The organism is Trueperella bialowiezensis (assembly GCF_900637955.1).
Lineage (GTDB): Bacteria > Actinomycetota > Actinomycetes > Actinomycetales > Actinomycetaceae > Trueperella > Trueperella bialowiezensis.
In genome coordinates, this window is record NZ_LR134476.1 from 1,430,243 (window position 1) to 1,457,239 (window position 26,997).

22 protein-coding genes are annotated in these 26,997 nt (G+C 58.6%); 20 read left to right on the plus strand and 2 right to left on the minus strand.

Annotated features, from left to right (window positions below; genetic code table 11):
• Positions 1-60 precede the first annotated feature (60 nt).
• The 4 genes from pstS (at position 61) to pstB (ending at position 4,311) form a co-directional block, all read left to right on the plus strand.
• Entirely contained in the window at positions 61-1,197 is a 1,137-nt protein-coding gene (gene pstS / locus EL234_RS06520) for a phosphate ABC transporter substrate-binding protein PstS (protein WP_126416694.1), read from the plus strand.
• Between the two features lie 76 nt (positions 1,198-1,273).
• The gene (locus EL234_RS06525) at positions 1,274-2,425 is read left to right on the plus strand and encodes a PstC family ABC transporter permease (RefSeq protein WP_241968960.1); all 1,152 of its coding nucleotides are present in this window, start codon (positions 1,274-1,276) and stop codon (positions 2,423-2,425) included.
• Positions 2,422-3,489, plus strand: coding sequence for a phosphate ABC transporter permease PstA (gene pstA / locus EL234_RS06530; RefSeq protein WP_164712421.1), 1,068 nt, complete (start codon positions 2,422-2,424; stop codon positions 3,487-3,489). The genes EL234_RS06525 and pstA overlap by 4 nt, the downstream gene beginning before the upstream one ends.
• A 42-nt stretch (positions 3,490-3,531) precedes the next feature.
• The gene (gene pstB / locus EL234_RS06535; protein ID WP_126416695.1) at positions 3,532-4,311 is read left to right on the plus strand and encodes a phosphate ABC transporter ATP-binding protein PstB; all 780 of its coding nucleotides are present in this window, start codon (positions 3,532-3,534) and stop codon (positions 4,309-4,311) included.
• Between the two features lie 251 nt (positions 4,312-4,562).
• Here the strand turns inward: pstB and EL234_RS06540 are convergent, their stop codons facing one another.
• On the minus strand, positions 4,563-5,582 hold the full coding sequence (locus EL234_RS06540) for an inorganic phosphate transporter (RefSeq protein ID WP_126416696.1): 1,020 nt from the start codon (positions 5,580-5,582) through the stop codon (positions 4,563-4,565).
• The gene (locus tag EL234_RS06545; RefSeq protein ID WP_164712423.1) at positions 5,583-6,170 is read right to left on the minus strand and encodes a DUF47 domain-containing protein; all 588 of its coding nucleotides are present in this window, start codon (positions 6,168-6,170) and stop codon (positions 5,583-5,585) included.
• A gap of 271 nt (positions 6,171-6,441) precedes the next feature.
• Here EL234_RS06545 and EL234_RS06550 point away from each other — a divergent pair, with 271 nt between their 5' ends.
• The 16 genes from EL234_RS06550 (at position 6,442) to EL234_RS06625 (ending at position 26,904) form a co-directional block, all read left to right on the plus strand.
• Positions 6,442-8,121 carry an alanine/glycine:cation symporter family protein gene (locus EL234_RS06550; protein ID WP_126416698.1) on the plus strand — a complete coding sequence of 560 codons (1,680 nt, stop codon included), beginning with the start codon at positions 6,442-6,444 and terminating at the stop codon, positions 8,119-8,121.
• A 576-nt stretch (positions 8,122-8,697) separates the two neighbouring features.
• Positions 8,698-9,486, plus strand: coding sequence for a hypothetical protein (locus tag EL234_RS06555; protein ID WP_126416699.1), 789 nt, complete (start codon positions 8,698-8,700; stop codon positions 9,484-9,486).
• Between the two features lie 9 nt (positions 9,487-9,495).
• Entirely contained in the window at positions 9,496-10,167 is a 672-nt protein-coding gene (locus EL234_RS06560; RefSeq protein WP_126416700.1) for an FABP family protein, read from the plus strand.
• The gene (ygfZ, locus tag EL234_RS06565) at positions 10,164-11,333 is read left to right on the plus strand and encodes a CAF17-like 4Fe-4S cluster assembly/insertion protein YgfZ (protein WP_126416701.1); all 1,170 of its coding nucleotides are present in this window, start codon (positions 10,164-10,166) and stop codon (positions 11,331-11,333) included. The genes EL234_RS06560 and ygfZ overlap by 4 nt, the downstream gene beginning before the upstream one ends.
• A 2-nt stretch (positions 11,334-11,335) precedes the next feature.
• Positions 11,336-11,677, plus strand: a complete 342-nt coding sequence (locus EL234_RS06570; RefSeq protein WP_126416702.1) for a DUF2516 family protein — start codon at positions 11,336-11,338, stop codon at positions 11,675-11,677.
• Positions 11,677-12,126 carry a D-aminoacyl-tRNA deacylase gene (dtd, locus tag EL234_RS06575; protein WP_126416703.1) on the plus strand — a complete coding sequence of 150 codons (450 nt, stop codon included), beginning with the start codon at positions 11,677-11,679 and terminating at the stop codon, positions 12,124-12,126. Before EL234_RS06570 ends, dtd begins: the two co-directional genes overlap by 1 nt.
• A gap of 225 nt (positions 12,127-12,351) precedes the next feature.
• A complete protein-coding gene (locus EL234_RS06580; RefSeq protein ID WP_126416704.1) occupies positions 12,352-14,517 on the plus strand; it encodes a cytidylate kinase family protein in 2,166 nt (721 codons plus the stop codon).
• Positions 14,518-14,770: 253 nt separating this feature from the next.
• Positions 14,771-17,386 carry an ATP-dependent Clp protease ATP-binding subunit gene (locus EL234_RS06585; protein ID WP_126416705.1) on the plus strand — a complete coding sequence of 872 codons (2,616 nt, stop codon included), beginning with the start codon at positions 14,771-14,773 and terminating at the stop codon, positions 17,384-17,386.
• Positions 17,387-17,488: 102 nt separating this feature from the next.
• Positions 17,489-18,445 carry a sugar kinase gene (locus EL234_RS06590; RefSeq protein ID WP_126416706.1) on the plus strand — a complete coding sequence of 319 codons (957 nt, stop codon included), beginning with the start codon at positions 17,489-17,491 and terminating at the stop codon, positions 18,443-18,445.
• A 370-nt stretch (positions 18,446-18,815) separates the two neighbouring features.
• Positions 18,816-19,838 carry a hypothetical protein gene (locus tag EL234_RS06595; RefSeq protein ID WP_126416707.1) on the plus strand — a complete coding sequence of 341 codons (1,023 nt, stop codon included), beginning with the start codon at positions 18,816-18,818 and terminating at the stop codon, positions 19,836-19,838.
• A 336-nt stretch (positions 19,839-20,174) separates the two neighbouring features.
• On the plus strand, positions 20,175-21,236 hold the full coding sequence (locus tag EL234_RS06600) for a LacI family DNA-binding transcriptional regulator (protein ID WP_126416708.1): 1,062 nt from the start codon (positions 20,175-20,177) through the stop codon (positions 21,234-21,236).
• A gap of 13 nt (positions 21,237-21,249) precedes the next feature.
• Positions 21,250-22,011, plus strand: a complete 762-nt coding sequence (locus tag EL234_RS06605; protein ID WP_126416709.1) for an SDR family oxidoreductase — start codon at positions 21,250-21,252, stop codon at positions 22,009-22,011.
• Positions 22,008-23,468 carry a CoA-transferase gene (locus tag EL234_RS06610; RefSeq protein WP_126416710.1) on the plus strand — a complete coding sequence of 487 codons (1,461 nt, stop codon included), beginning with the start codon at positions 22,008-22,010 and terminating at the stop codon, positions 23,466-23,468. Before EL234_RS06605 ends, EL234_RS06610 begins: the two co-directional genes overlap by 4 nt.
• 22 nt (positions 23,469-23,490) lie before the next feature.
• Positions 23,491-24,666, plus strand: coding sequence for a thiolase family protein (locus EL234_RS06615; RefSeq protein WP_126416711.1), 1,176 nt, complete (start codon positions 23,491-23,493; stop codon positions 24,664-24,666).
• A gap of 13 nt (positions 24,667-24,679) precedes the next feature.
• A complete protein-coding gene (locus EL234_RS06620) occupies positions 24,680-25,567 on the plus strand; it encodes an SMP-30/gluconolactonase/LRE family protein (protein ID WP_126416712.1) in 888 nt (295 codons plus the stop codon).
• Positions 25,567-26,904, plus strand: a complete 1,338-nt coding sequence (locus EL234_RS06625) for an MFS transporter (RefSeq protein WP_126416713.1) — start codon at positions 25,567-25,569, stop codon at positions 26,902-26,904. Before EL234_RS06620 ends, EL234_RS06625 begins: the two co-directional genes overlap by 1 nt.
• Positions 26,905-26,997: the final 93 nt, after the last annotated feature.

Sequence of the window (26,997 nt, forward strand, 5' to 3'; positions counted from 1 at the left end):
AGTTGGAGGTGAGGGGTTGCGGCTCCTCAGGAAACGACATCTAGTAAGGATGGAAATACTGTGAAGATTGCACGTAATCGCGGAGTAGCCAGCATCGCGGCTCTCACACTCGCACTTGGCCTTGCCGCTTGCTCTGACTCGGGTAATGGTGGCGAAGAAACCAGCTCGGCTCCGGCAACCACCGAAGCAGGTGGCGAGTCCACCGGCGGCTCGGGCGGTAGCCTCAGCGGCACGATCAACGGATCTGGCGCTTCCTCCCAGGTGAACGCCCAGCAGGCATGGCGCGATAACTTCACCGCCAACACCGGCGCGATCGTCAACTACGAAGCCACCGGTTCGGGCACCGGCCGTGACCAGTTCATCGCGGGCGAAGTCCACTACACTGGCACGGACTCGATCCTGAGCGCTGAAGAACTGGAAGGCGCTAAGCAGCGCTGCGGTGGCGAAGAGCCGCTCGAACTCCCGCTGTACATTTCGCCGATCGCTATCGCGTTCAACCTTGACGGTATTGAGAACGTCAACATGAGCGCTGAAGTGATCGCCAAGATTTTCGACGGCAAGATCACCGAGTGGGATGACAACGCGATCACCAGCCTGAACCCGGACATCGAGCTGCCGAGCCTGCCGATCATCCCGGTCAACCGTGCTGATGATTCGGGTACGTCTGAGAACTTCCAACAGTACCTCGTCGAGGCCTCGGATGCATGGCCGTACGAGCCGTCGGACACGTGGCCGATCACCGGCACGCAGTCGGCAGAAAAGACCACCGGTGTTGTCAACCTGGTGAAGACCACGCCTGGTGCGATCACCTACGCGGACGCCTCGCAGATTGGTGACCTCGGCACGGTTGCAGTTGAAGTTGCTGGTGAATACCTCGAGTACTCGCCTGAAGCGGCTGCAGCGATCGTTGACGGCTCGGAGCCGACCGAAGATGCTACCGACCGTCTGCTCACGGTTGACCTCAAGCGTGACGGTTCGATCAAGGGCGCATACCCGGTCGTCATGATCTCCTACCTCGTTGCTTGCACCCAGTACGACGACGCCAACACGGCTGAGATCGTCAAGGAGTTCTTCACCTACATGGCTTCGGAAGAAGGCCAGAAGAAGGCTGCTGAAGCTAACGGTGGTAACGCCCCGATTTCCGATACGCTGCGCGAGTCGGCAATGAAGGCGATTGACCAGATCAAGACCAACTAATTTGACTAACTAAGATGTCGCAGCGGGCCAGCCTTTAGGGGCTGGCCCGCACCCACGCAAATGATCGGAGTATAACGTGGCACACGTTGACAACTCTGCTGATGTGGCAGTGGACGAAAAGCCGGATCCAGCATCCGCACTTCGCCCTTCGACAGTCGATAAGGCGCCGGCTTTGGCGCCTGGCTCCGGAGGCAAGAGGACTGGAGATAAGGTGTTCAGTGGATTTTCCACGGCCGCCGGAATCTCGATCCTTATTCTGCTCGCGTCAGTGTTTACATTCCTTCTCATCTCTTCGGGTAACGTGCTCATCACGCCCGGAGATGAGCTCGCTGAACAGGTCGGCTTCGCCCGCGGTAAGACGTTCTGGCAATTCGCCGGTGTCACAGTCTTCGGTACGCTGCTTGCGGCATTGATCGCTCTGGTGATCGCAGTGCCGTTCGCGGTGGGCATCGCACTGTTCATTTCCCATTTCGCGCCGCGTAAGCTCGCTTCTGGCCTTGGCTATGTGATCGATCTTCTGGCTGCGATCCCCTCGGTTGTGTTCGGCCTGTGGGGTATGTGGACGCTCGAACCGTTGATGCGCCCGATCTTCACGTGGATATCTTCGGTGTTGACTCCCGTCTTCAAGTTCCTTTCCGGAGCGCCGATCAAGGAGAGCGGCGAAGTGGTCGGCTGGGAGGGTGGCCTTCCCGGGTTGAAGTACGCAGCCCAGAATTGGGATTGGTGGCCGCTGGCTCACGACGCCGCACAGTTCGTTCCGCCGGCTCGCAACATCCTCATGGGTGGCGTGATCCTTGCGATCATGATTTTGCCGATCATCACCTCGCTTGCTCGTGAAGTGTTCTTGCAGACTCCGCGTCTGCAGGAAGAGGCTTCGCTCGCGCTCGGCGCTACCCGCTGGGAGATGATCAAGATGGTCGTTATCCCGCACGGGCGTTCCGGTATCGTGTCGGCGTCGATGCTTGGTCTTGGCCGTGCACTCGGTGAGACGATGGCACTACTCATGGTGCTCTCGCCTGGCTTGGAGATTAACTTCAAGCTCATGAGCCCCGGCCAGCATTCGACGATCGCGTCGCAGATTGCGTTGCGCTTCCCGGAGGCCTCGGGTATCGAGTCCGACTTCCTCATCGCACTCGGCCTCATTCTGTTCGTTATTACGTTCGTGGTTAACTTCATCGCACGTGCGATTGTTGCCCGTTACGCTGAGTTCTCAGGAGCAAATGCATGAGTGTCGCAGAAGTTAAGTCCCCTCAGGGCATTGGTTCTGGTACGCAGAAGTATCTTCCGAAGTGGTTTACGCCGGCTGCGATTGCGGTGTCGCTCGTGGTGGGCGTCGTCGTCGCGCAGATGGCTGGAAGCGGTATCGGTGGAGTTCTGGCGTTCTTGGCAGTGTACTTCGTCCTCGTGATTGGCTTCGGCTACGGGGTGGAAGGTCGCCGCTACGGTGCCGATCGCATGATGACGTCGGTGATCACCGGCACGTTTATTGCTGCAGTTGTGCCGCTCGTGTCGTTGCTGTGGACAGTGATTGTGCACGGCTGGACGCGGATGACAGCCACTGGTTTCTTCACGGCGACCACAGCCGGCCAGTCCGATCCGAACGCGATCACGGGCGCTGGACACGCGATTGTTGGCACGTTGTTGATTACGACGACGACGGCGCTGATCGCCGTCCCGCTCGGCATCCTCACGGCCGTGTACCTCGTTGAATACGGCCGCGGTCCGATCGCTCGCGTGATCACGTTCATGGTGGACATCATGACGGGTATTCCGTCGATTGTTGCCGGTCTGTTTGCGGCCGCGATGATCCCGATGATCAACCAGGCGTTGTTTGGCCAAGCCCAGTTCAAGAATGGTTTCGCGGGTGCTATCGCACTCGTGGTGCTCATGACTCCGATCGTCGTCAGGAATACTGAAGAGATGCTGCGGCTCGTGCCGAACGAGCTACGTGAAGCGTCCTACGCGCTGGGCGTCACGAAGGCTGGAACGATCGTGCGCGTCGTGCTTCGCACCGCCGTCTCCGGTATCGTCTCTGGCGTGTTCATCGCGGTCGCCCGCGTGATCGGTGAATCCGCGCCACTCATGATTACGGCCGGAACTACCGACTACTACAACTACAACATTTTCCAAGATCAGATGTACACGTTGCCCGTTTACGTCTACAACCAGTACACCGCAGGAAACAGCGAGGCGGCGTGGGGCGGAGCGCTTCTGCTCATCCTCATCGTCCTGATTCTCAATCTTTTGGCCCGCTGGATCGCCAAGCGGTTCGCCCCCGCTGGTGAAAAGTAAGTCCAGGCGGACAGCGGCGTGAGCCGCAAGAAAGGAAACTCAATGTCTGAAGGTATTAAGGCGAAGAACCTCAACATTTACTACGATCAGTTCCTCGCGGTTGAAAACGTAAATGTGGAAATCGAACCGCGAACCATTACCGCACTTATTGGTCCGTCCGGCTGTGGCAAGTCCACGTTCCTGCGTTCCCTTAACCGTATGCATGAGGTGATCCCGAAGGCACACGTGAAGGGCAGCGTGCTGGTGAACGGCCAGGACATCTACGCCGAGGGCGTGGATCCGGTGCAGGTGCGCCAGCACGTGGGCATGGTGTTCCAGCGTGCGAATCCGTTCCCGACAATGTCGATTGCTGACAACGTGCTTGCTGGTTTGAAGCTCAACAAGCGTGACCTTCCGAAGGGTGAAGCCGAGCAGGTTGTGGAAGAATCCCTGCGCGGTGCGAACCTGTGGGAGGAAGTGAAGGACCGCCTGGATCGTCCGGGCTCCTCGCTGTCCGGTGGTCAGCAGCAGCGTCTGTGTATCGCTCGTGCGATTGCGGTGAAGCCGGAAATCCTGCTTATGGACGAACCGTGTTCGGCGCTCGATCCGATCTCGACCCTCGCAATCGAGGACCTCATGCAGGAGCTGCAGAAGGACTACACGATCGTGATCGTCACGCACAACATGCAGCAGGCAGCGCGCGTGTCGCACAAGACTGGTTTCTTCAACATCGAAGGCACCGGCAAGCCCGGCCGCCTCATCGAGTTTGATGACACGGAGAAGATCTTCTCCAACCCGACCCATCAAGAAACCGAAGACTACGTATCCGGCCGTTTCGGCTGATCTGGCAATTCCTCTCGGCCTTCGGGTGGCCGGGCGAGTGCAGGCGGGGCGCCCCAAGCGGGCGCCCCGCTTTTTGTTGCCTTTGCGGAGCAGTTTTTCCATTCCGGGGGTACACGTTTGCTTCGCGGGGTAGACAAATCGCCGGATCCGGTACCCCCGGAACCGAACGTGTACCCCGGGAACAGCTGCACTGAACCCGGGAGCGATGTGGTCTGACCCCGGGAACAGCTGAACTGAACCCGGCGGGCGCGTTAGAAGACGTGGGTAAGGCCGTAGTACATGGCCGCGCTGATAAGGCCAGCCGCAGGAATAGTTAGCAACCACACGAATGCGATCGCGCCTACCGTATTCCACCGGACAACAGACCGCCGTTGCGCGGCGCCCACGCCCGTAATTGCCCCGGTCGCAGCCTGCGAAGTTCCCAGGGGCGCTGATAGCAAGACGGCCGAGGCATAGACCATCGTGGTCGCCACCGCCTGCGCAGCAAAACCTTGCGCAGGATCCAGCGGCGTGATCTTCTTGCCGAGCGTTTTGATGATTCGCTGGCCGCCCGCGAGCGTTCCCAGCGAAATTGCACAGGCCGCCGCTACGACCACCCACGTGGGCGTCTCGCCGGCATAGTAGCCTCCCGCCCACAGTGCCACCAGCATGAGCGCCATCATTTTGCCGGCCTCAAACATGCCATGCCCGAACGCGCTCACGGACGCCGACATCGACTGGATAGCACGGAAATGCTGCATCATCGGCTTATGCGACGCGCGTGCAAGCCCAATCGTCACCAGCTTCATCAGCAAAAACGCGAGCAGGAAACTACCGAGTGGCACCACCAAAATATGCAGGGCAGCACGTGTGGCCACCACGTCCCAGTGCACCAACACCGCGGCGCCAACACATGCGCCAACCAGGCCGCCAACCAGTGCGTGAGTCGACGCAATCGGGATCCCCAACCACCACGTCACAACATTCCACACGATCGCCCCGGTCAACCCAGCCAACAACACGAGCAGCACTGCAGGCCCAGCCGCCTCGTCCGGCGTCGTCAAGAATCCCACGTCGGCTAGACGTTCACCGATCGCCGTCGTAAACCCAACACCGATCAGCGCACCTAAAAAATTCATTGACGCAGCCAGCGCCAACGCAATTCGCGGAGTGAGCGCGCGAGTCGCGATTGACGTGGCGACGGCGTCTGCGGCGTCGTGAAAACCATTCGTGAAACCGTACCCGAGGGCGGCTACGACGACGGCGCACACCAACGCCACAACCGGATCCACCTACGACTCCTTCAACGTCAGCAACTCGATCGCAACAGCCAGCTGCTCGAAGGCATCCACCGCCGCCTCGAACGAATCAAGCGCAATCTTGGACGTGAGCAGCGCTTTCGGCGTCGGGTCAGAACTAAACAACTCAATAATCAGCTCGCGATAAATCCCATCCGCGCGATTTTCCAGGTTGTGAATCTGCAACCACTCCGTGCGCAACGCCGGATCAGACTTCTTCAACTTCTTAATCGCATGCACAGCATGTTCGGCGCACTCAATAAGAATGTCCGCAATCTCGTACACGCCCGCCGGCACAGGACCAATCCGATACAACACCAGGTTGTCGCCAGCCTCATCAATCGCATCCACGCAATCATCAATCCGGCACGACAACGACAGCAAATCCGCCCGATCAAACGGCAATGCAAACCGCGAACCCACCTCTTGCATCACACGATGAGACGCCTCATCCGCAGAATTCTCAATCTCATGCAACTGCGTATTCATGTCAGTGCGCGTCTTCGAATCAGCAGCAACCATCTTGGCAAGAACCTTCGCCGCACGCACCAAGTGCTCAGCCTGCTCATTCAACAGCGGCAAAACATTATGCTGACTCTTCGTGCGACTAAAGAAACTAGCCATCAGCCCTCATGCTTCCTCACGCATAACGCGTGTACCGATAACAATAAGTTAACGTGCGTCAATGGTTAGATTACGGCAGGGTGAACGTGGCTGCAAAGTGTGAACAGCAAATGGTCGTGATCGCATCGCGGCTACTGGCACAACAAGAGCGCATTTTGTGCGAAACTGACTAGGCGCGCACACTGACTAGGTACAAACAGACGCGCCCCGCCAGCACAAAGGACACCACATGGACCAAGTACAACAATGGCTTGACTCGATCACAGCCTCAGCAACCGTCTTCCTCTCCGGAGTATCAGACTGGCTCTACACGTGGATCATGCTGGCAGTCCTCACCGGAACCGGAATCTACCTCACCATCCGCTCCAAAGGCCTACAACTCCGACACTTCGCGGATATGGCACGGCATGTTGTGCACTCACGCAAAGGAGCCCGCGGCGGCATCTCCTCCTTCCAAGCCTTCGCCATCGGCATGGCCACACGCATCGGCATCGGCAACATTACCGGCGTGGCACTCGCGATCATCCTCGGCGGGCCAGGTGCCCTGTTCTGGATGTGGCTCGTCGCGCTCTTCGGCATGGCCACCGCCTTCGCCGAAGCCACGCTTGCACAGCTGTTCAAAAAGCGACACCCTGACGGCACCTTCCGCGGCGGACCCGCATCCTATATTTTGCGCGGGCTTCGTTCCCGGCCCCTCGCGATCGCTTTCGCCGTGGCCATGGTGTTCTCCATGACCGTAGCAATGCCCATGGTGCAGTCCAACACGATCGCCGGCGTGCTCGAGAACTCGCAGGGCGTAGCCCCATGGGTGACCGGGCTCGTTGTTGCCGGGCTGACCGCCGTCGTCATTTTTGGGGGAGTGCGCGGAGTAGCCCGCGCCACCGAGATCATCTCCCCAGCAATGGCACTGGTGTATCTGGTGATCGCAGCAGCCGTGGTCATCATGAACATCGACGCGCTGCCCGCCTTCTTCTCCGACGTCTTCCTCTCCGCGTTCGGACTGCGCGAATCCCTCGCAGGAATCGGCGGAGGCGTACTGGCCGCCCTTATCAACGGTATGCGCCGCGGCCTGTTCTCCAACGAAGCCGGCATGGGTACCAACCCGAATGCTGCAGCCACCGCAACCGTGGCGCACCCCGTCCAACAGGGGCTCATCCAATCCTTCGGCGTGTTCATCGACACGATGTTCGTATGCACCGCCACCGGTTTCATCATCCTCACCTCTGGCGTGCTCGACCTCGCCAACGTAACGCCAGACGATTCCGGTGTTCTCACAACGGTTGCTATCACCAACACTTTGGGTGACTGGATGGCCTGGCCAGTGGCCATCATGATTTTCTTCTTCGGCTTCTCGTCCATCCTCGGCGCCTACGCCTACGGCGAGGGCAACCTCGTATTCCTCGGCGCAAACAAGACCGTGCACATGCTGGCGCGCGCGTCCATGGTCGTGTTCTCGTTTGTCGGCGCAGTTCTAGCACTGACCTTCGTGTGGGTGCTTATGGACCTAGCCATGTTCGTAGTGACAATCCTGAACCTGGTAGCAGTGCTTTCGCTCTCCCGCTGGGTGATCGCCGCACTGAAAGACTACGAGCGTCAACGCGCCGAGATCGCCCGCAACGGATACGTGCTCGTGCGTATTTCTAACGCTGGTGCTGCTGGTGTCGGTGCTGGGTCTGGTGTTGCTGGTGCCGGGGCTGGTGACGGTGCTGGGACTGGTGCCGATGCTGGTGCTGCTGGTGCCGGGGATGGTGTGAACCTAGGATCGCCAGCCGGTGAGCTTGGTCGTTTCCGTGAGCCGGTTTTTGTGCCTGCGGAGGCGGGCCTTCCGGGCGAGATCGGCTCGGATGCGTGGGACGACGCCTACAAGTCCGCCGAACCGGCCGATGCGCCGTCCGAGCCGGCCCGTTAGAGGACGTTGCTCGCCGTTTCTGCTAAATAAGCAGAAACGGCGAGGTTTGAGCCCTCCGACCCCTGCAAAACTGCTATATAAGCAGAAGCGCATGGGAGCGGGAGCCAGAATCCGGCAAATCAGACGCCGGCCATCCTGTCAGCAAGCCGGCCATCCTGTCAGCAAGCCGGGCATCCTGCCAGCAAAGGGAAGGGGCCGCGCCTGAAAGCGCGGCCCCGCAAGCCTAGGACACCGAACCTGAGAGCGCCTGTCGGCGCGAAGGCCGCTCGTAGCGGCAGATATTTGGAGCCCGGGGCTTTCGCGATCCGGTGTCTTGCCTACAGCCTAACCGAGGTTTCCTTGCTTGTCACCCGATCTGTGTGCACGTTTTCCTCCGCGGCGTAAACGGTGAGCACGCTGGCGCGTTTGCGGTTGAACGAGCCCCAGGTCACGTAAAACTTGGTAAAGTCCTAATACCGGAGTTTGGGATATACACTTGGGCGTATGACCCCGAGCGAACAGGGGCGATCAGAGTTATCGCACCCGCATGATCAACCACGTGACGCCACCGCTAAGAGCACCCCTAAGAGGTCTCTTGTGTCGTTGCTTTTTGATCGAGTGAATCCTGCGCGTCCGGCGGCTGCTTATCATCCTCCTCTTATTTGGGCGTCGGTGGGAGCGTTTTTTGCTGCGGTGTTGGCGTTGGGTGTGAGTTTTGGCCCGTTTACGTCGGCGGTTGCGGCGTTGTTGCTTGGGTTGGCGGTTATTCCGGGTTGGCCAGTGCTCATGGGCGTGGAGAACCGTGTTGTGTCGCGGGTGGTCATGCTGCTCACGTTGGCGGCCGCGTTGCCAGCGGCGTATTTTGGCACGATCAAGACGACGGCGGTGGTTGCGGCCGGTGCGATTATTGCGGCGTTTATCGGGGAGATGTTCCGCCGGGATGGCCATGTGAAGTTGGTTGAGCATATGTCGGCGTCGGTGGCGGGTGCGATGATGATGGTGTCCGCGTCGTTGTGGGTGCATGCGGGTGGCGCGTGGAATGAGGATGTGTATTCGAGGCTTGATCCGGGTCCGACTGTGGGGCTGACGATCGCGATTGTGATTGCGGTGGCGGCGTTGATTCATGGTTTTGATTCGCCGAATGCGGGCTGGTTGGGCACGTTGAATGCGATGGTGACGGGCGCGGTGAGTGCCTACCTGTTGGGTGGTCCGGTGTGGATGGGGTTGTTCGCGGGGGCTGCTGTTGGTGTGGTGTATGCGGGAGTGCAGCGGGCGCTTACTGCTTTTGAACGTCCGCTTACGTGGGTGCAGGGGATTACGAAGGCGTTGGTGCCGCATTGTTCGCTGGGCGTGATTGGCTATATTTTTACGATGATTCTGCTTTAACCTAGTGGCATGGCTTTTCGACTTCCTGAGAATTTGGCGCCGGAAAACTATCCGTTGGCGTGGTTGATTGACTCCTGGCACGGCGGGGGGATCCTCGAGTACGGCAATGTGGAGGCTGCGGCGTACGTGCATGAGTTGACGATCGACGCCGTGGATGGCGGCCCGTACGTGCGGTTTAATTCGCGGGTGTGGTTGGCGAATGAGCCGGCGAGCGTCGTCGATAAGGAGGCTCCCGGGCAGGTCACGTATGATTCGCTGACGAAGGAGCGGTTGTGGCAGGCGGAGACTGGCTATGTTCGCGTGAACCCGGAGGCGCCTTCGCGTTCGGATGGCGCGGTGGAGTTGGAAGCGACTGTCGCGACGCCGACTGGCACCGGCCAGCTGTGGGTGGGCCTGATTGCTGGTCCGCGTTTGCAGATGGTGACTGACACGATTGTGCGCTCCGGTTCGGGCGCTGATGTGCAGGCGGCGAAGTTTATGGGAGGTAACGTGGCCTCGGATTTCTTTTACGCCTATGACATGGAGGCGTTTGGTTTCGAGATGCGTAGTTATATGGCGGGGAGGCTTTCGCGGCAGTTTGCTGACGACGTCGACGCCCCGGCTAACACGCAGACTGCGGCGCCCGTAGCTAGCCCGCAAACCGACGAGCACACGGATGCCGATGAGGGAGCGCAGCGATGAACGTGACGCAGGGGCTGCCGGGTGCGGTGATGGATGAATCGCTGGGTGTGCCAGCGCATTACGCGAATCCGTTTGCGGAGGGTAATAGGTTGGCGGCGGGCGAGGCGTTCACAGACCTGTCGTTTCTTGAGGTGCTCTCCGTATCTGGGGTGGAGCGCGCTACTTGGTTGCATAATTTGACTACCCGGGATTTCACGGCGCTTGCTCCGGGGGAGTCGTCGGAGATGTTGTTGTTGAGCCCGAATGGGCATGTTGAAGCCGCGGCGGCGGTGGTCGACGACGGCGAGCGCACCTGGTTTTTGATGGACACCGGGTGTAGTGAGCCGTTTGCGCAGTTCTTGGAGTCGATGCAGTTCCGGATGCGGGTAGAAGTGGAGCGCTGGGAAGGCGAGCAAAAACCTGCGGTCATTGGGCTCATGGTTCCGGCCGATGAGCTCTCGGAAAAAACGCGAACGCATGCCACTGTGATCTGGGAGGATCCGTGGCCGCGCACGCTACCTGGCGGCGCGCATTACGGCGTCGCTGATGAAAACCATCCTGCGCGGAATGCCAACCGTACGCTGCTCGTCGTCGCACAAAATGAACCGGTGGTGGAAACGTTGATTGCGGCCGGGTTCGTGCCGGCGGGCGTGCAGGCGTGGGAGGCGAAGCGGATTGCGCAGTGGCGTCCGCGTCCGAACACGGAGGCGGCGAATCAGGTGCTCCCGCACGAGCTGGATTGGCTACGCACGGCCGTTCACTTGGATAAGGGCTGTTACCGCGGTCAGGAGACTGTGGCCAAGCTGGTGAATTTGGGTAAGCCGCCGCGCAGGCTTACCTACCTGTATTTGGAAGGTCCGGAGGGGGATTTGCCTGAGCCGGGTGCTGAGGTGACGTCCGGGGGTCGTACGGTCGGCCAGCTAACGTCGGTGGCTCGTGATAGTGAGGACGGCCCGGTAGCGCTCGCGTTGTTGCGCCGTGCGACGGCACTCGACGCACAGCTTGAGGTGGGCGCGTTTGTTGCTTCGCAGGAGGAGATTGTGGCCCGTGAGGGTAAGTCGTCGGTGTCGCCGCAGGAGCGGCCCGGCCAGGGCTTGCGCCGAAGCAACAGGGGCGGCGGACCAGGCAGTGCCGACGGCGGTGCGGGCGCGTTCGGGAGTGCCCGCGGCGGGCTGGGCAGTCGGTAGACATGTGGGAAGCAAATGCCTTGCTGAGCCTGATCGTGTACAGGCTGTTGCCGTTGATGCTCACGGGCCTGTTCGCGTGGGGTTTTGTGGATGCTTCGCGGCGTCCGGAAGGGCAGTTCGCGCTTGCGGCGAGGTCGAAGAATTTCTGGTTGGCAGTGCTCGGCATTGGCGGCCTGGTGTATTTTGTTGTGCGGGTGCTGAGGTGGTGGTTCCCGTTTGGTCGCCTGGTGAGTTTCGCGTTGTTAATTGCTGCGGTGTACTATCTGGGGCCGGAGCGCTCGCGGATGGGATCGCCATGGGGCGGGCACGGTGGCCGGGGTCGTAGGCAGCGAGGAGGCTGGTAATGCGTAGTGTGATTCAGCGTGTCAAGCGCGCGTCGGTGAGTGTGGACGGCGTCGTCGTCGGTGAAATCGGTGCCGGACTGTGTGTGCTCGTAGGAGTGACGCACGGTGATGGTGCGGCGGAGGTGGATAAGACGGCGCGGAAGATTGCCCAGCTTCATCTGCTTCGCGGTCCGGATGGTTCCGACGACGCCGGGGCGCGGGTGTCTGCCGAAGAGTCCGGCGCTCCCGTGTTGCTTGTTTCGCAGTTTACGTTGTATGCGGATGTGCGCAAGGGGCGTAAGCCGAGCTGGTCGAAGGCGGCTGGGGGCGACGTCGCTGAACCGTTGTTCGATCAGCTTGTGGAGGCTGTGCGCGGGTATGGTGTGCCGGTTGAGACGGGGCAGTTTGGGGCGATGATGGACGTCGAATTAGTTAATGACGGCCCTTTTACTATTTTGTTCGAAACATAGGGTTTGCGCATAACGCCCTAAGCGGTGCGCGCTCAGCAGTCAAAGCAAGCTTGGTGGGTTTATCCTAGGCCCTAAGTCCCTAAGCCGACATTTTTATGGCAACTGTTGCAAATTTTATGCGTTTCAGCTTGTAAAACACGTGAAAGTGCTAGATTGGCAATTAAAGCTAGTGTTTAACAGCACTCACTAGAACTCGCGTCGAAGACGACGCGGATTGGAATTGCCATGACAGATACGAAAGGCGCCGTGGCCTCAACACGGCTTTCTAATGGGAAAGTAATTTCCTATGCGTTGGGTGACGTTGCAAACAACCTCACCTTCATGATGACCTCGATGTTCCTCGTCGTGTACATGACGGATCTCGCAGGCATCTCCGCCGGCGTGGCTGGCGCAATTTATGGTGTGACTAAGTTCTGGGCCGGCATTACTGATTTGACCGCCGGTCAGACTGTTGACCGTTTCGATACACGATGGGGGCGTCTGCGCCCGTGGATTCTGTTCGGGTCCGCCCCACTTGCGATCGTGTTCGTTGCGCTGTTCTCGGTTCCCGCCGGCATTGCAGGCACCACGATGGCGATCGTGTGGATTCTGTTGTTCGACGCCGCGTACCAGCTTGCGTACTCGTTCGTGAACATTCCGTACGGTTCGCTGTCGTCTGCACTGACTCAGGATCCGGTGGATCGTTCCCGCCTGTCGGGTGCGCGTTCGATTGCGTCGTCGCTGTCCGGCGTTTTGCTGGCGTTCGCTGTTGCGCCGCAGTTCCAGGACACCGCGGCCGATGGCATCCGGCAAAAGTTCATGATCACCACGCTGATCTTGGGCGCTATTGCGGTGATCCTGTACCTGATCTGTTTCAAGAACACGAAGGAAGTTGTGGAGCGTCCGCAGCAGAAGGTGACTCTGCGCTCCACGCTGAAGACTGTCCGGGCGAACAAGCCGCTGCTGGTTCTGTGCTCGGGTGCCATGTTCCTGCTGGCTGGCATGTTCACCATGTCTGCGGTGGCACTGTTCTACGCGCGTGACGTTTTGGGTAACGCCGGCTGGTATGCGTTCTTGCAGCTCGCGCAGACGTTGGGCTCGATCGTTATTGCGTCGGCCGTGCCAACGATTACGGTTCGTCTCGGTAAGCGCAAGGGCTACATGCTGGGCGGCGCTGTCACAGTGCTTGCCTTTGTGATCATGTACTTCGCACCGGGCGGTTCGCTGGTGGCCGGTATTATTGCTTGGTTCGTGTACGGCATGGGCGTTGGTGGTACGAACGCTCTGATGTTCTCGATGCAGGCGGACACGGTGGATTACGGCGAGTGGAAGACTGGCACCCGTTCCGAGGGTGGTTCGTACTCGATCCTGTCGTTCATCCGTAAGGTTGGCCAGGGTATTGGCGGTTGGGCCGGCGCCGCGCTGATTGGTGCGTTTGGCTACAACTCTCAAGCAGCTGTACAGACCGAGCAGGCGATCGAAGGTATTCGTATTGCGACCGGCGCACTGCCTGCAGTGCTTACCTTCATCGCGATCCTCATCATGTCGCGCTACCCGCTTGGCCTTGAGGAGCATTCGCAGATTGTGCGCGAGCTCAACGAGCGCCGCACCAAGAAGGCCGTCACGGAGATGGCTGGCATGTCCGAAGGCGAAGTCAAGACTACCGAGGTTGGCGACGGCCGTACGATGCGTCTGCGCAAGAAGGGCGAGGCTGTTCCGCCGATCGTTACCGTGTTCGGCCAGTCGGGTGCCGGTGCGTCGGTTATTGGCCCGATGCTCGCACGCGAACTTGCTGTTCCGTACGTTGGTCAGAAGTTCTCGTCCGAAGAGCTGGCACTCGTGGACCGCGAAGCTCTCGTGTCCGATTCCGGCTTCGACCGCTGGCTGCGCTCCGTCGAACATGCGGGCGCGCAGGACTCCACGATGGCGCTCGGCGCATCCGAAGAGCAGAACTTCCAGGTTGCTGCGGAAAACACCCGCAACGTGCTTGCAGAAGTTGCCAACGGCGGCGTCGTCCACGGACGCAACGGTGCCTACGTCTTGCACCACGCGGTGGGCGCGATCCACGTGCGTCTGATCGCTCCGAAGCCGAAGCGTATCGAGCGCATCATGCACCGCTGGGGTCTCAACCCGACCGAAGCGACTGCACAGCTCGAGGCTGAAGATAGGTTGCGTGCAGAAATGTCGCGCCACCTGTACCAGTGGGATCCGAACAACGATGCCTACTACGATCTGGTGATTAACACCGGTTCGATCACGTACGAGCAGGTTGTGGAGGCCATTGCGGAGCTGTACCGCTCGAAGTACCCGGAGAACCAGCCTGATCCTACGGTCGATACTGGCGAGATTCCGCTCCCGCCGTACCCGGCTGAGGCTCACCGCGAAGGCTCTGAGGAAGACGTGCTGAAGTAATCCTGCACGGGTGAACTCAACTCGGCGCCCCCGGTTTTTCCGGGGGCGCCGGCATGTTTACCGGCCGAGTCAGCCCGTCTTTTGAGTGGAGTTGGCATGGCTTTTTGGCTGTGAGATGTCACGCCAGCGGCGAAACGACGAATGTTCGCTGCTTGCACGCCGTTAAGGTGGTTGAGGAATCGCAGGATTGTAGGCGCAGCGCACAGGGTGTCGTGTACGATCCACGCGAAAATTATTTCGGAGGAGTCGAACATTGTTTGAACGGTTTACTGACCGCGCTCGGCGAGTCATTGTGCTCGCTCAGGAGTCTGCGCGGAACCTCAAGCACAATTATCTCGGCACGGAACATATTCTGCTTGGTTTGATCAAGGAAGGCGAGGGCGTTGCGGCTAAGGCGCTCGAAGCGTTGAATATTAGTTACGACGCCGTCCAAGAGCAGGTTATCGAGATTATTGGGGAGGGGCAGGAGCAGCCTTCTGGGCATATTCCGTTTACTCCGCGTGCGAAGAAGGTTCTCGAGTACGCGATGCGTGAGGGCTTGCAGCTTGGCCACTCCTATATTGGTACGGAGCACTTGCTGCTTGGTTTGGTGCGTGAGCAGGACGGGGTTGCTGCTCAGGTGCTCGTCAAGCTTGGTGCGGATTTGCCGTTGGTGCGCCAGCAGGTGACCCAGTTGCTGTCTGGTTACCAGGGTAAGGAAGCTGTGGGCGTTGGCCCGGGTGGGGCTCGTGAAGGCCAGAAGGCTGGCTCCACGATTCTCGACCAGTATGGGCGTAACCTGACTCAGGCTGCTCGGGAGAACAAGTTGGATCCGGTGATCGGCCGGCATAATGAGACGCAGCGGGTTATGCAGGTGCTCTCGCGGCGGACGAAGAACAACCCGGTGCTTATTGGTGAACCGGGCGTGGGTAAGACTGCCGTCGTTGAAGGGCTGTCGCAGGCGATTGCGGCCGGTGACGTGCCGGAGACGTTGAAGGACAAGCAGCTGTATTCGCTGGACATGGGCTCGCTTGTGGCGGGTTCGCGTTACCGTGGTGATTTTGAGGAGCGGATGAAGAAGATCCTCAAGGAAATCAACACTCGTGGTGACATCATCCTGTTTATTGACGAGGTGCACACGCTCGTGGGTGCGGGCGCGGCGGAGGGTGCGCTGGATGCGGCGTCGTTGCTTAAGCCGATGATGGCGCGTGGCGAACTGCAGATTATCGGCGCTACCACGCTGGATGAGTACCGTAAGTACATTGAAAAGGATGCTGCGCTCGAACGTCGTTTCCAGCCGATTCAGGTTGAGGAACCGACCGTGAAGGAAACGATCGCGATCCTTGAGGGTCTGCGTGATCGTTACGAAGCTTTCCATCGGGTGACGATCACCGACGACGCACTGGAGGCCGCGGCCACGCTTGCCGACCGCTACATCAATGATCGTTTCTTGCCAGACAAGGCCATTGACCTGATTGATGAGGCGGGCGCTCGCTTGGCGATCCAGAAGATGACGGCCCCGCCCGAGCTGCGCGAACTTGACGAGGAGATCGCGGGTGTTAAGCGTGCGAAGGAGGCCGCGATTGACGGCCAGGACTTCGAAAAGGCTGCCGCCCTGCGTGATCAGGAACAGCAGCTGACCGAGAAGCGCAACGAGCGCGAGCGGGCGTGGAAGGAAGGCGACCTCGACGTCGTGTCCGTCGTGGATGAAGACATCATCACGGAAGTGCTCTCCATGTCCACGGGTATCCCGGTGTTTAAGCTGACGGAGGCGGAGTCTGAGAAGCTGCTGCGTATGGAAGACGAGCTGCATAAGCGTGTGATTGGCCAGAACGAGGCGGTCACGGCGCTGTCGCAGGCGATCCGCCGTACGCGTGCCGGGCTGAAGGATCCGAACCGTCCGGGTGGCTCGTTCATTTTTGCCGGGCCGACTGGCGTGGGTAAGACGGAGCTGGCGAAGGCGTTGGCCGAGTTCCTGTTCGGCGATGAGGACGCGCTGATTACCCTCGACATGTCTGAGTACCAGGAGAAGCACACAGTCTCGCGACTGTTCGGTGCGCCTCCGGGATACGTGGGCTATGAGGAAGGCGGCCAGCTGACAGAGAAGGTGCGCCGTAAGCCGTTCTCCGTGGTGCTGTTCGACGAGATCGAGAAGGCCCACCAGGATCTGTTCAACTCGCTGCTGCAGATTCTGGAGGAAGGCCGCCTGACCGATTCTCAGGGGCGTGTGGTCGACTTCAAGAACACGATCATCATCATGACCACCAACCTCGGCACGAAGGACATCGCCAAGGGCGTGCAGACGGGCTTCCAGTTCGACGCCGACACCCGCACGTCGTACGAGCGGATGAAGAACAGGGTGGGCGAGGAGCTGAAAAACCACTTCCGGCCCGAGTTCTTGAACCGCGTGGACGAGATCATCGTCTTCCCACAGCTGGAGAAGAGCGAGATCTTGCAGATCGTGGATCTCATGATTGGCAAGCTCGGGGCTCGCCTGTGGGATCAGGGCATGTCGATTGTGCTCACCGACGAGGCGAAGCAGCTGCTCGCCGACCGCGGCTACGATCCGGTTCTCGGCGCCCGGCCGCTGCGCCGCGCGATCCAGCGCGAGATTGAGGACACGCTGTCAGAGAAGCTCCTGTTTGGGGAGTTCAGCAAGGGGCAGACGATCGTCGTCGACGTCGATCACGAGGCTAAACCGAAGACGTTCACGTTCACCGGTCACGATTCGGATTACCAGCTGCCCGAGGGGGTGAAACCCGCGCAGGAGACGGAACGGATCGACGGCCTGGCACAGCCTGCAGCTGTAGGACCGACTGGTCCGTCGGAGTCTGGTGCCCAGACCGCCAGTGAACCCGCAGGTGGCGGGGGCGGTGCTCGCACCGAGTAATGAGGCGGAAAATTCCGGGGCGTAGTTCTTTCGTAGACTGCGCCCCGCCGTCGTCTTTAGGGGATAAACTGACAAGAGACAGTTAGCTTGCAAAGGAGCATCATGGAGCTTGATGTTGTAACGATGGGCGAAGTCATGGGAACCATTCGACTTCGCGGCGATTTCGGTGTTGGGAACGAAGCTGGTATCACGATGTCGGGCGCGGAGGGCAACGTTGCCATTGCGCTCGCACGGCTCAAGCACAACGTGCAGTGGGTGGGAACCCTAGGAAACGATACATTTGGCGAAGGTATTTTACGTACCCTGCGCGGCGAGCGCGTGTATGTAGATTTTGTTGAGCGAAGCCCGGTGCAGACGGGTCTGCTGGTCGTTCGTGGCATGGGCTCGGAAGCCAAGCGCGTGGACTATCACCGTAAATGTTCGGCGGGCAGCCTCTTCTCGCCCGAACAAATCGAGCGCGCGATTGCGGCCAAGCCGAAGATCGTGCATATTACGGGCATCACGCCGTCGTTGAGCGAGACGGCGCGCAAAGCTACGTTGGCGATGGCGACCAAAGCGAAGGAAGCTGGCATTCTCGTCTCGTTTGATATCAACTACCGTAGCCGCCTGTGGTCGCGCGAGGAGGCGACACCGGTGTTACAGGAGATCGCGCACCTTGCCGATATTGTGATCGGCGGTACGGAGGAATACGAGATTCTGTCTACGCACGCCGATCCGATTAAGGGTATGGATGCAACGTTACGCCACGGTGCGAAGCAAGCGGTGTGGAAGACTGACAATCTTGCTCGGGTGATGACATCCGAGGGGTTGTTTGAATGCCCGAATAAGAAGGTCCGCGTGGTGGATCCGATTGGTGCGGGCGATGCGTTCGTCTCCGGTTACCTCTCTGGTTTCCTCGATGGTCTAGATCCAGTTGCTCGCCTGCGGCGTGCTCACATCATGGGCGGTATTCTCGTCGCCTCCGATGGCGATTGGGAGGCTCTGCCGTTGCGCCGCGAACTCGAGACCCTCGAGTCACTGCCGGGCAACGCCTGGGAGTCTGGCGAGGTGCTGCGATAAGGATCGCTGGCGCCGGGCCGCTCGGCGCGCGATGAACCCCTCACCCGTGTTCGTGTGGATGCCCACGCGAACACGGGTTTGGTGTACGTAGAGTCACCGGCAGCGTCGGGAAAATGCTCACGGATCGGGAACCGGCTGTGAAATGTGTCTAATTGAGCCGCGGAAATGAAATATTGTGCAGTTTCTTCCAGCCTTGTGACATCTTATTCAACCGGTGTTAAGTTGAATCAAAGGTGGGAGCCTTGTTCATATCGGGTGATGTGGCACCGCCCTTTCACCTAGATATGGCTGGTTCTCAACGAAGTGCGCTGGTTGCCAACGTCGGCGGCGGGCGTTACGTCATCACACACATCAGACTTGAGGAACTTACATGGAAATCGATCTGTTTTGGCTTGTGGCTGCGTTCGGCGGCGGCGCTTTCGGTGCGGCTCTCGGCGGCCAGACTGCTTTTACTTTCACAGGCATCATGTATCTGGTCGGCCTGGGCACGTACATGGCCGGGGCTGACGCCGGTCCGTACATGGACTCCGTGGTATTTGGCCCGGTCTTCGGCCCGCACATCTCGTTCGTAGGCGGCGTTGCTGCTGCTGCCTACGCGGCAAAGGTTGGTGCTATGCCGAAGGGCGTGAATGGCAGGGATATCGTGAGCCCACTGGCCGGGCTGGCACGCTCGGACGTGCTTATGGTCGGCGGCATCTTCGGCGTGCTCGGCTACCTGCTCAACAACTTCTTTGCGTGGATCCTGCCGGTGTTTAAGGCGGGCGATCCGGCGTTGCACTTTGGCAACGAGGCTATCGGTGCAACGGATACCGTGGCGCTCACAATCATCGTGCTCTCGATTGTTATCCGGTACATGTTTGGCAACATGGGCCTGTTCCAGAAGGTCAACGGCATTGGCCTGCTCGAAGTCGGGGAGGGCAAGCACTGGGTGGAGCATCAGGAAAAGTGGGGCGTGACTGCGGCTCACGGCCTGACCACCGGTCTTATGTCCGCGTTCGCCACCCTGGTTGTGGTGCAGAAGTTCTTCGAAGCGCAGCCCGGCATCGTCAACCACGCGCAGCTCATTGGCTGGGCGGTCTCCGCGTTCACCCTGCTGTTCCTCACACTGGGTGTGAAGACGCCGGTGACCCACCACATGACGATCCTTGCCTCGATTGCGGCGCTGAAGTTCATGCCGATCATTGCGGGTACATCGGCCGTCGTGCAGTGGTCGTCCACCCACCTGGCGATTGCCACGATCATCGGTGGTGTGGTCGGCGCGCTGGGTGGCCTGTGGGGCGAGCTCCTTGCCCGCGTGTCGAACTCGAACGGCGACACGCACATTGATCCGCCGGCCTTCGCGATCTTCACGGGTACCACGCTCCTGTACGCGATCACGGCAATTGCCGCATAGCTAACTGCCTTATTGCAGGGTTAGCCCGGCAATAACTAGGCCACGCTGGTCCCGCCCGACGCACAATCGGGCGGGACCTTTTATGCGTGAAGTGGGGTTCGCAGCCGTTTAGGCAGGCCGATTGCCGTGGCTGCCCGAGATTCAGCGTGCGATTTACGCCTTTGCTGCAACGATTTGCCAGGGGGTTGGCCAAAATCGCCCCCTGACGCTCGCGATTAGGCTTGAGAAAATTGCTTCTACTTAACATTGCTTAACTATCTGCGCAGGTGCGAGAGTGAAAGCGTTCGAAAGGCTCGGCAACGATGACGGCTTTCAACACTTTCACGAGGAGGTGAAATGATGGATATTGAAACTAGTTCCGGCGATGAGCGGCGCCAACACCAGAACAAGGGTACGGCGACTGATATTGCGAATCAGCTGGGCGTGTCCAGAGCAGCCGTGTCGTATGCTCTCAATGGAAAGCCGGGCGTGTCGATGGAAACGCGCCGTGCCGTGCTGGAATTGGCGCGCTCTTTCGGGATGAACATTCCGGATCGTGCGAAGAACCGGGCAGGCGCTAATCGCGTGGTAGGCCTCGTGCTGGCTGACCTTGGAAACCCTTTTTATCAAGAACTTGGCGTGGCAGTTTCTAATAAGGCTCGCCAGCATCGGCTTTCTTCTTTGTTGTCGCACACGTGGGATAACCCGGTGGAGCTGATGTCGGCAGTGCAGACGATGACGGAACACGGAGTCGACGGCATTATTCTTACCGCCACGCAGGACGGCGATGCGTCTGTGGCGAGTTTGCTTCGTCGAACGAATACGCCGTATGTGCAAGTGTCGCGGAAGATGCCGACTGTGAAGGCTGGATTTGTTGGGATTGATAACAAGAATGCGGCAAAAGACATGGCCTTGCATTTGGTCGACCACGGCTACAAGAAGATTGCGCTGGCGATTGGCCCGCGGAGGTCGTCGGCGTCGAATGAGCGGCAGACAGGTTATCTCGAGGGGCTGATTGAGTCTGGCTTGTCGGTACCGTCGGAGTGGATTATTCGCACGAATCTGGGGATGAAGGGCGGTACGACGGCGGGGCGCTATTTACGTTCGTTAAAGCGCGGTCTTCCGGAGGCGGTAATTTGCGGGACGGATGCGATTGCGTTTGGGCTGATGGAGGACTTCGCCAGTCACGGGATTGGGATTCCGGATGAAGTGGCGATAACTGGATTCGACGGTGTGATCGCATCAAATGTGCCGGGTTTTAGTTTGACGACTGTTGTGCAACCGATTGAAGAGATGGCCGAGCAGGCGGTGCGGTATTTGGAGGCGTTGATGAGGAACGACAAGGTTGCGGAACACGATGTTATCTGTCCATACAAACTGCGCATTGGCAATTCGTGCCGGTGTGCTCCAACGAAATGAAAGGCAAAGCAAAATGAGTTCGATTCGATTGGACGGCCGGGTAGCGGTTGTCACGGGTGCATCCCAAGGGATTGGAAAGGGGATCGCTCTGAAGTTGGCGCAAAGGGGCGCAACTGTTGTGGTGGTGGATATTAACGGCGACGCCGCGGCGCAGGTCGCGCAGGAGTGCGGTGGTAGTTCGAGGGCGATTGGCCTGGACGTTTCGGATCGGGAAGCCGTGGACAAGGCCATGGATCACGTGATTGCGGACTTCGGCAAGATCGACATTCTGGTGAATAACGCAGGTATTAACCGGGATGGGATGCTACACAAGATGACCGATGAGATGTGGGATTCGGTGATCGCGGTAGATCTTTCGGCGGTGTTCTATTTCTGCCGAAAGGTTGGCGCGCATATGCGCACCAACGAATATGGCCGGATTTGTAATGTCGCCTCGGCGTCGTGGATGGGCAATATTGGCCAGACGAACTACGCAGCTGCGAAGGGCGGTGTTGTATCGCTGACGAGGTCGATTTCGAAGGAGTTGGCGTTTAAGAACGTGACGGCGAATGCGATTTGCCCGGGATTTATTGAGACGCAGATGACGACCGAGCTGAAAGACGTGCCTTCTCGCGCAGGTTTCGAGAACTTGTACGAGGAACAGGTTGCGAAGGTGCCGCTGCGCCGTGCGGGAACCCCGGAGGATGTGGCCAATCTGGTGGCGTTTTTGGTGTCGGATGATGCGTCCTACTTGACCGGCGAGGTCATCAACATCGGAGGAGGATACAAGCTATGATCACGCAGGTGACGCCCGCGGAAGTTGCGAGCCTCATCCCGAATGGTGCCACGGTAGCCGGAGACGGGTTCACGATGATGGGCGTGGCGGATGAGATTTATGCGGCTATTGAGCAGTCGTTTCTTGATCGTGGGGTGCCCAATGGTCTGACGTTCGTGCACGCGGCTGGTCAGTCGAACCGGGTGGACGGTTTGGCGCGGCTAGCTCATCCGGGACTGTTGAAGCGAGTGGTCGGCCCGCATTGGGGTCTTAACCCGCCGATGGCGAATGTACTCGGCGAGGACGAGGTCGAGGCAATTTGCTTGCCCCAGGGGCAGATCTCTACCTTGTACCGCACGATTGCGGCCAATAGGCCGGGGCAGCTTTCAACGGTTGGTCTGGGAACCTTCGTCGATCCGCGGCTGGATGGCGGACGGATTAATGATTCTGCGCGGGCGGCGGTTGCACCGGAGGACTATGTCAAGCTTGTTCATGTGGATGGGCGCGAGTACCTGTTCTACAAGTCTTTCCCGTTGGATGTGGCGATCATTCGCGGCTCGAAGATTGATCCGGATGGCAACATGTCGCAGGACGACGACGTGACGATTCTAGACTCTCTAGCAATTGCACAGGCCGTACACAACAACGGCGGGATCGTGATTGCGCAGGTGAAAGAGATCGTTGAGCGAGGCGATATACCTGCACGGCTGGTGAACGTGCCTGGTGTGCTCGTGGATTACGTGATGGTGACGTCTGATCCGGCGAAGTATCACAAGCAGACGAACTCCGCGATCGAGGTGAACATGGATCTGATCACCGGTTATGCGTCGCCGCAAGAGCTTGCGGATTCGATCATGGCCAATGAGCTTGAGGATGTTCGCATACGGATTGGTGAGCGTGGCGCGAAGTTGGTTCGCGACGGCGACATCATCAACCTTGGCACGGGCCTGCCTGGAGATTCGATTGGGCGGGCGCTTGCGACGAGCGGCCAGCTGGCGAAGGTGACCCTCACCGTGGAATCGGGAACCTATGGGGGTGTGCCGTTGGGTGGCGTCGATTTTGGGTGTGCGTTGCACCCGGCGGCGATCATTGGCCATCCGCAGCAGTTCGATTTTTATAACGGCGGCGGGGTTGACATCACGTTCATGGGGGTCGGCCAGGTAGATGGCCGTGGGAATATCAACGTCTCCGCGTTCGGTGGCAAGGCTATCGGCTGTGGCGGGTTCATGGACATTGTTGATGGCGCAAAGCGGATTTGTTTCCTCATGGTGGCGGATTCGAAGCATCCGAAGTGGGTGCACGACGTCGATCAACTCACGTTCTATGGTGCTGCCGCGTTGGACAAGGGGCAGGAGGTTTATCTGGCGTCAGAACACTATTTGTTGCAGTTGACCGAGCAGGGCTGGAAGGTTCTCGAGGTCGATGATAACGACGCCGCGCGGGAAGCGGCGTCGTACATACACAACGCGCTGTACTAGTGCGATAAGAGAAAGGTAGACAATGGAAAAGATCGTCATTGTTGACGGTGCGCGTACTGCTGTTGGTACGTTCGCGGGTTCGCTTTCCACAACACCGAATCACGTGTTGGGTGCGACGGCGATGAAGGCCGCTGTGGAACGTTCCGGCGTTCCGATGGACAAGATCGACGAGGTGATCGTCGGATGTGTGGGTCAGGTTGGTGGGGATGCATTCCTCGCCCGCCGGATCGCCCTCGAGGCGGGCGTTCGGAAAGACTCGACCGCGTTCACAGTGAACCGGTTGTGTGGCTCGGGCTTGCAAGCCGTGCAGTCGGCTGCGCACGAACTGCGTGCGGGGGATTCGACGTTCGTCGTCGCCGGTGGTTCGGAGAACATGTCGAACCAACCGTTTATGGATTTTCAGGCACGTAATGGGTGGCGAACCGGAAACCATACGTTGGTGGACGGCACGATGTCGCTGGTCACCGATCCGTTCGGGAATTATCCGATGGGTGTGACAGCCGAGAATGTGGCGGATAAGTATGGTATTTCACGTGAGGATCAGGATGCTTTCGCGGCGCGTTCCCAGCGGCTTGCTGCCAAGGCTCAGGAAGCTGGGCTGTTCAAGGATGAGATCACGGATATCACCGTGAAAGAGCGTAAGTCGGAGCGGGTCTTTAATGTGGACGAGCATTTGCGCCCCACATCGGATGAGGAAAAGCTGGCAAGGCTCAGACCGGCTTTCCGTGAAGGAGGTTCCGTTACCGCCGGAAACTCTTCGGGCATTAACGATGCTGCAGCAATGCTAGTGCTGACCACCGAATCTGCCGCAAAGGCTGAGGGGCTCGAACCGATTGGTGAGCTCGTCAGTTTTGCGAAAGCCGGACTCGCTCCCGAGGTCATGGGATTTGCGCCTGCTCTAGCGATTCCCCGTGCTCTCGAAAAGGCGGGCCTGAGCCTTGCCGATATCGATTGGATTGAATTGAACGAAGCCTTCGCCGCTCAAGCTCTGGCTGTTGTCCGCGATCAAAACCTCGATATGGACAAGACTAACCCACTCGGTGGTGCAATCGCACTCGGGCATCCGGTTGGCGCGACGGGCGCCATCCTCACCTTGCGTACCCTTTACAACCTCCAGCGCACAGATAAGGAACACGGACTCGTGTCGATGTGCATTGGCGGCGGCCAGGGTGTGGCAGCAGTATTCCGCGCGATGTAAGGAGACATAAACTATGAAAATTACGAAGGTTATCGATCTCAAGCCAAACCTTGGTGAAGGACCAATCTGGGATGTCGAAACTCAAAAGCTGTGGTGGATAGATTCTCAAGATGGTCGCTTATTCATGCACAACGAGGATACGACTGATCTTCGGGTTTGGGATGTCCGAGAAAAGATCGGTTCTATGGCTCTGTACAAGGACGGTAAATCTGCGATAGTCGCCCTGCAAACGGGGCTTTATAAGTACGATTTGGAATCTGACAAGGCCGAATTACTTGTTGATCCGGAGCCGGAGCTTCCAAAGAATCGTCTCAATGATGGAAAGGTTGATGCTCGCGGCCGTTTCGTGTTTGGTTCCATGGACACGCTAGAAGAGCAAGCGAGCGGCAAACTTTATTCCTACGAAGAGGGCAAAGGCCTCACAGTTCTTGACGAAGGAATCATTTGTTCCAACGGTCCGTGCTGGTCGCCAGACGGATCCATTTTTTACTTTGCTGATACCTGGACGGGAGAAATCTGGGCCTACGACTACAACCTGGAAGATGGTTCAGTTTCGAACCGTCGCGTATTTGCAAAGGTGGATCAATCCGACGGCGGAGCTTGTGATGGCATGACTGTCGATGCAGAAGGCTTTGTGTGGCAGGCCCACGTATATGCAGGAAAGATCAATCGTTACGATCCTGACGGGGTACTTGAACGGCAAATTGACATGCCGGTCAAGAAGGTTACCTGCCCTGTATTTGGTGGGCCGAATCTTGACCGCCTCTACGTAACGACTATGGCGAGGCCGCCGTTGCCTAGATTCCCGGAAGACGGACCAGATCGCGGCGCTTTGTATGTGATTGATGACATTGGCGTCTGCGGGTATGAGACGCCTCGGTTTGGAAAGGAGGTCATCTGATGTCAGAAATGAAAGTGGGGCGGAATGCTGCCCCGTTGAGGCTCATCCCACGAGGGTCATGGGTAGCATTGGGCGTCACATGGCTCATCTGGGCAATTAACGCATTTGATCGTGAAGTCATCCTGCGGCTCGGCCCGGTTATATCGGATCATTTTGATCTTTCTCCCGAGGCGTGGGGCGGAATAACCTCGCTGATTATGTTCGCACTCGCAATTTTCCCGATCTATGCATCGAGAATGAGTGATAAGCATGGAGTAGGTTGGAAGCGTGCCGCCTTCCAGGTTCCGCTTGTGATTGGCTACAACCTGATCTCAGCAATAACCGGAATCAAAGCTGTCGCTAACAACCTAGTTGTGTTCATCGCTCTGCGAATCGGCGTGAATCTAGGAGCCGGTGCTGGAGAGCCAATTGGTATTTCCAATACGACTGAATGGTGGCCGAAAGAACGTCGTGGGTTTGCCCTTGGTGTTCACCACACTGGCTATCCAATCGGAGCTCTTCTATCTGGCCTTGCAGTGGCGTGGGTGCTGAAGACATTTGGTGACGACAATTGGATGTACGTGTTCTTCATCGGATTGATTGTTTCCATTCCAGTGATGATGTTCTGGAAATGGTACTCGACCCGTGAGCGCATCCAAGAAACATATCGCGTGATCGAAGAGAACGGCATGACCGTTCCCATTGATCCCGAGCAGGAAGCGATTCATGCTGAAGCTGAAGATGCCGTCGGGAAGTGCCTCAGGAACAAGGTAGTTATGCTGACGTCGGGAACCACGATGCTTACCCAGATCGTATACATGGGTATCAATTACGTTCTCCCGTTATACCTTGCGAACATCATGGGCCTCGATTTTTCTCAGGCAGCCGCGTATTCAATTGTTTTCACGATTACCGGAGCCCTCGGGCAGATCTTCTGGCCAACGCTCTCTGATTATCTTGGACGCCGCAAGACTATCCTCCTTTGTGGCGTCTGGATGGCAATCGGTGTTGGCGGCTTCTACTTCGTGAGCAACATCAGCATGTATGTTGCACTCCAACTGTTCTTTGGGCTGGTAGCAAACGCAGTCTGGCCGGTGTACTACGCTGCGGCTACAGATAATGCTCCGGATGGAGCGCATGGAACAGCAAACGGGTTCATCACTACTGCAATGTTTATCGGTGGCGGACTTGCCCCGATTCTCATGGGATGGTTGATCGGGCTCGGCGGTGGCTGGGAAGCTGCCGCGGGCTACAACTACACGTTCCTGTTCATGGCAGGATGTGCAATTCTCGGAGTGGTCTTGCAACTGTTCATTCCAAAGGGAACGCTCGAAGTAAAGGAGGACTCGACCAACTAGACACTTTTGTTCGACACATCCAACACGTGAGAGATGGGCGCCTCTCGTTGGCGGGATACTTAGCTATCTCAAATGTGTGGGAGCTGGTCCTCC

What these genes read in the sequence shown, in the direction of transcription:
- EL234_RS06605 (WP_126416709.1), top strand. Translation starts at nt 21,250, where the DNA reads ATGAGTTCGATTCGATTGGACGGCCGGGTAGCGGTTGTCACGGGTGCA.
- EL234_RS06580 (WP_126416704.1), top strand. Translation starts at nt 12,352, where the DNA reads ATGACAGATACGAAAGGCGCCGTGGCCTCAACACGGCTTTCTAATGGG.
- EL234_RS06560 (WP_126416700.1), top strand. Translation starts at nt 9,496, where the DNA reads ATGGCTTTTCGACTTCCTGAGAATTTGGCGCCGGAAAACTATCCGTTG.
- EL234_RS06595 (WP_126416707.1), top strand. Translation starts at nt 18,816, where the DNA reads ATGGAAATCGATCTGTTTTGGCTTGTGGCTGCGTTCGGCGGCGGCGCT.
- EL234_RS06620 (WP_126416712.1), top strand. Translation starts at nt 24,680, where the DNA reads ATGAAAATTACGAAGGTTATCGATCTCAAGCCAAACCTTGGTGAAGGA.
- pstB (WP_126416695.1), top strand. Translation starts at nt 3,532, where the DNA reads ATGTCTGAAGGTATTAAGGCGAAGAACCTCAACATTTACTACGATCAG.
- EL234_RS06590 (WP_126416706.1), top strand. Translation starts at nt 17,489, where the DNA reads ATGGAGCTTGATGTTGTAACGATGGGCGAAGTCATGGGAACCATTCGA.
- pstA (WP_164712421.1), top strand. Translation starts at nt 2,422, where the DNA reads ATGAGTGTCGCAGAAGTTAAGTCCCCTCAGGGCATTGGTTCTGGTACG.
- EL234_RS06570 (WP_126416702.1), top strand. Translation starts at nt 11,336, where the DNA reads ATGTGGGAAGCAAATGCCTTGCTGAGCCTGATCGTGTACAGGCTGTTG.
- EL234_RS06600 (WP_126416708.1), top strand. Translation starts at nt 20,175, where the DNA reads ATGATGGATATTGAAACTAGTTCCGGCGATGAGCGGCGCCAACACCAG.
- EL234_RS06610 (WP_126416710.1), top strand. Translation starts at nt 22,008, where the DNA reads ATGATCACGCAGGTGACGCCCGCGGAAGTTGCGAGCCTCATCCCGAAT.
- EL234_RS06615 (WP_126416711.1), top strand. Translation starts at nt 23,491, where the DNA reads ATGGAAAAGATCGTCATTGTTGACGGTGCGCGTACTGCTGTTGGTACG.
- dtd (WP_126416703.1), top strand. Translation starts at nt 11,677, where the DNA reads ATGCGTAGTGTGATTCAGCGTGTCAAGCGCGCGTCGGTGAGTGTGGAC.
- EL234_RS06625 (WP_126416713.1), top strand. Translation starts at nt 25,567, where the DNA reads ATGTCAGAAATGAAAGTGGGGCGGAATGCTGCCCCGTTGAGGCTCATC.
- ygfZ (WP_126416701.1), top strand. Translation starts at nt 10,164, where the DNA reads ATGAACGTGACGCAGGGGCTGCCGGGTGCGGTGATGGATGAATCGCTG.
- EL234_RS06550 (WP_126416698.1), top strand. Translation starts at nt 6,442, where the DNA reads ATGGACCAAGTACAACAATGGCTTGACTCGATCACAGCCTCAGCAACC.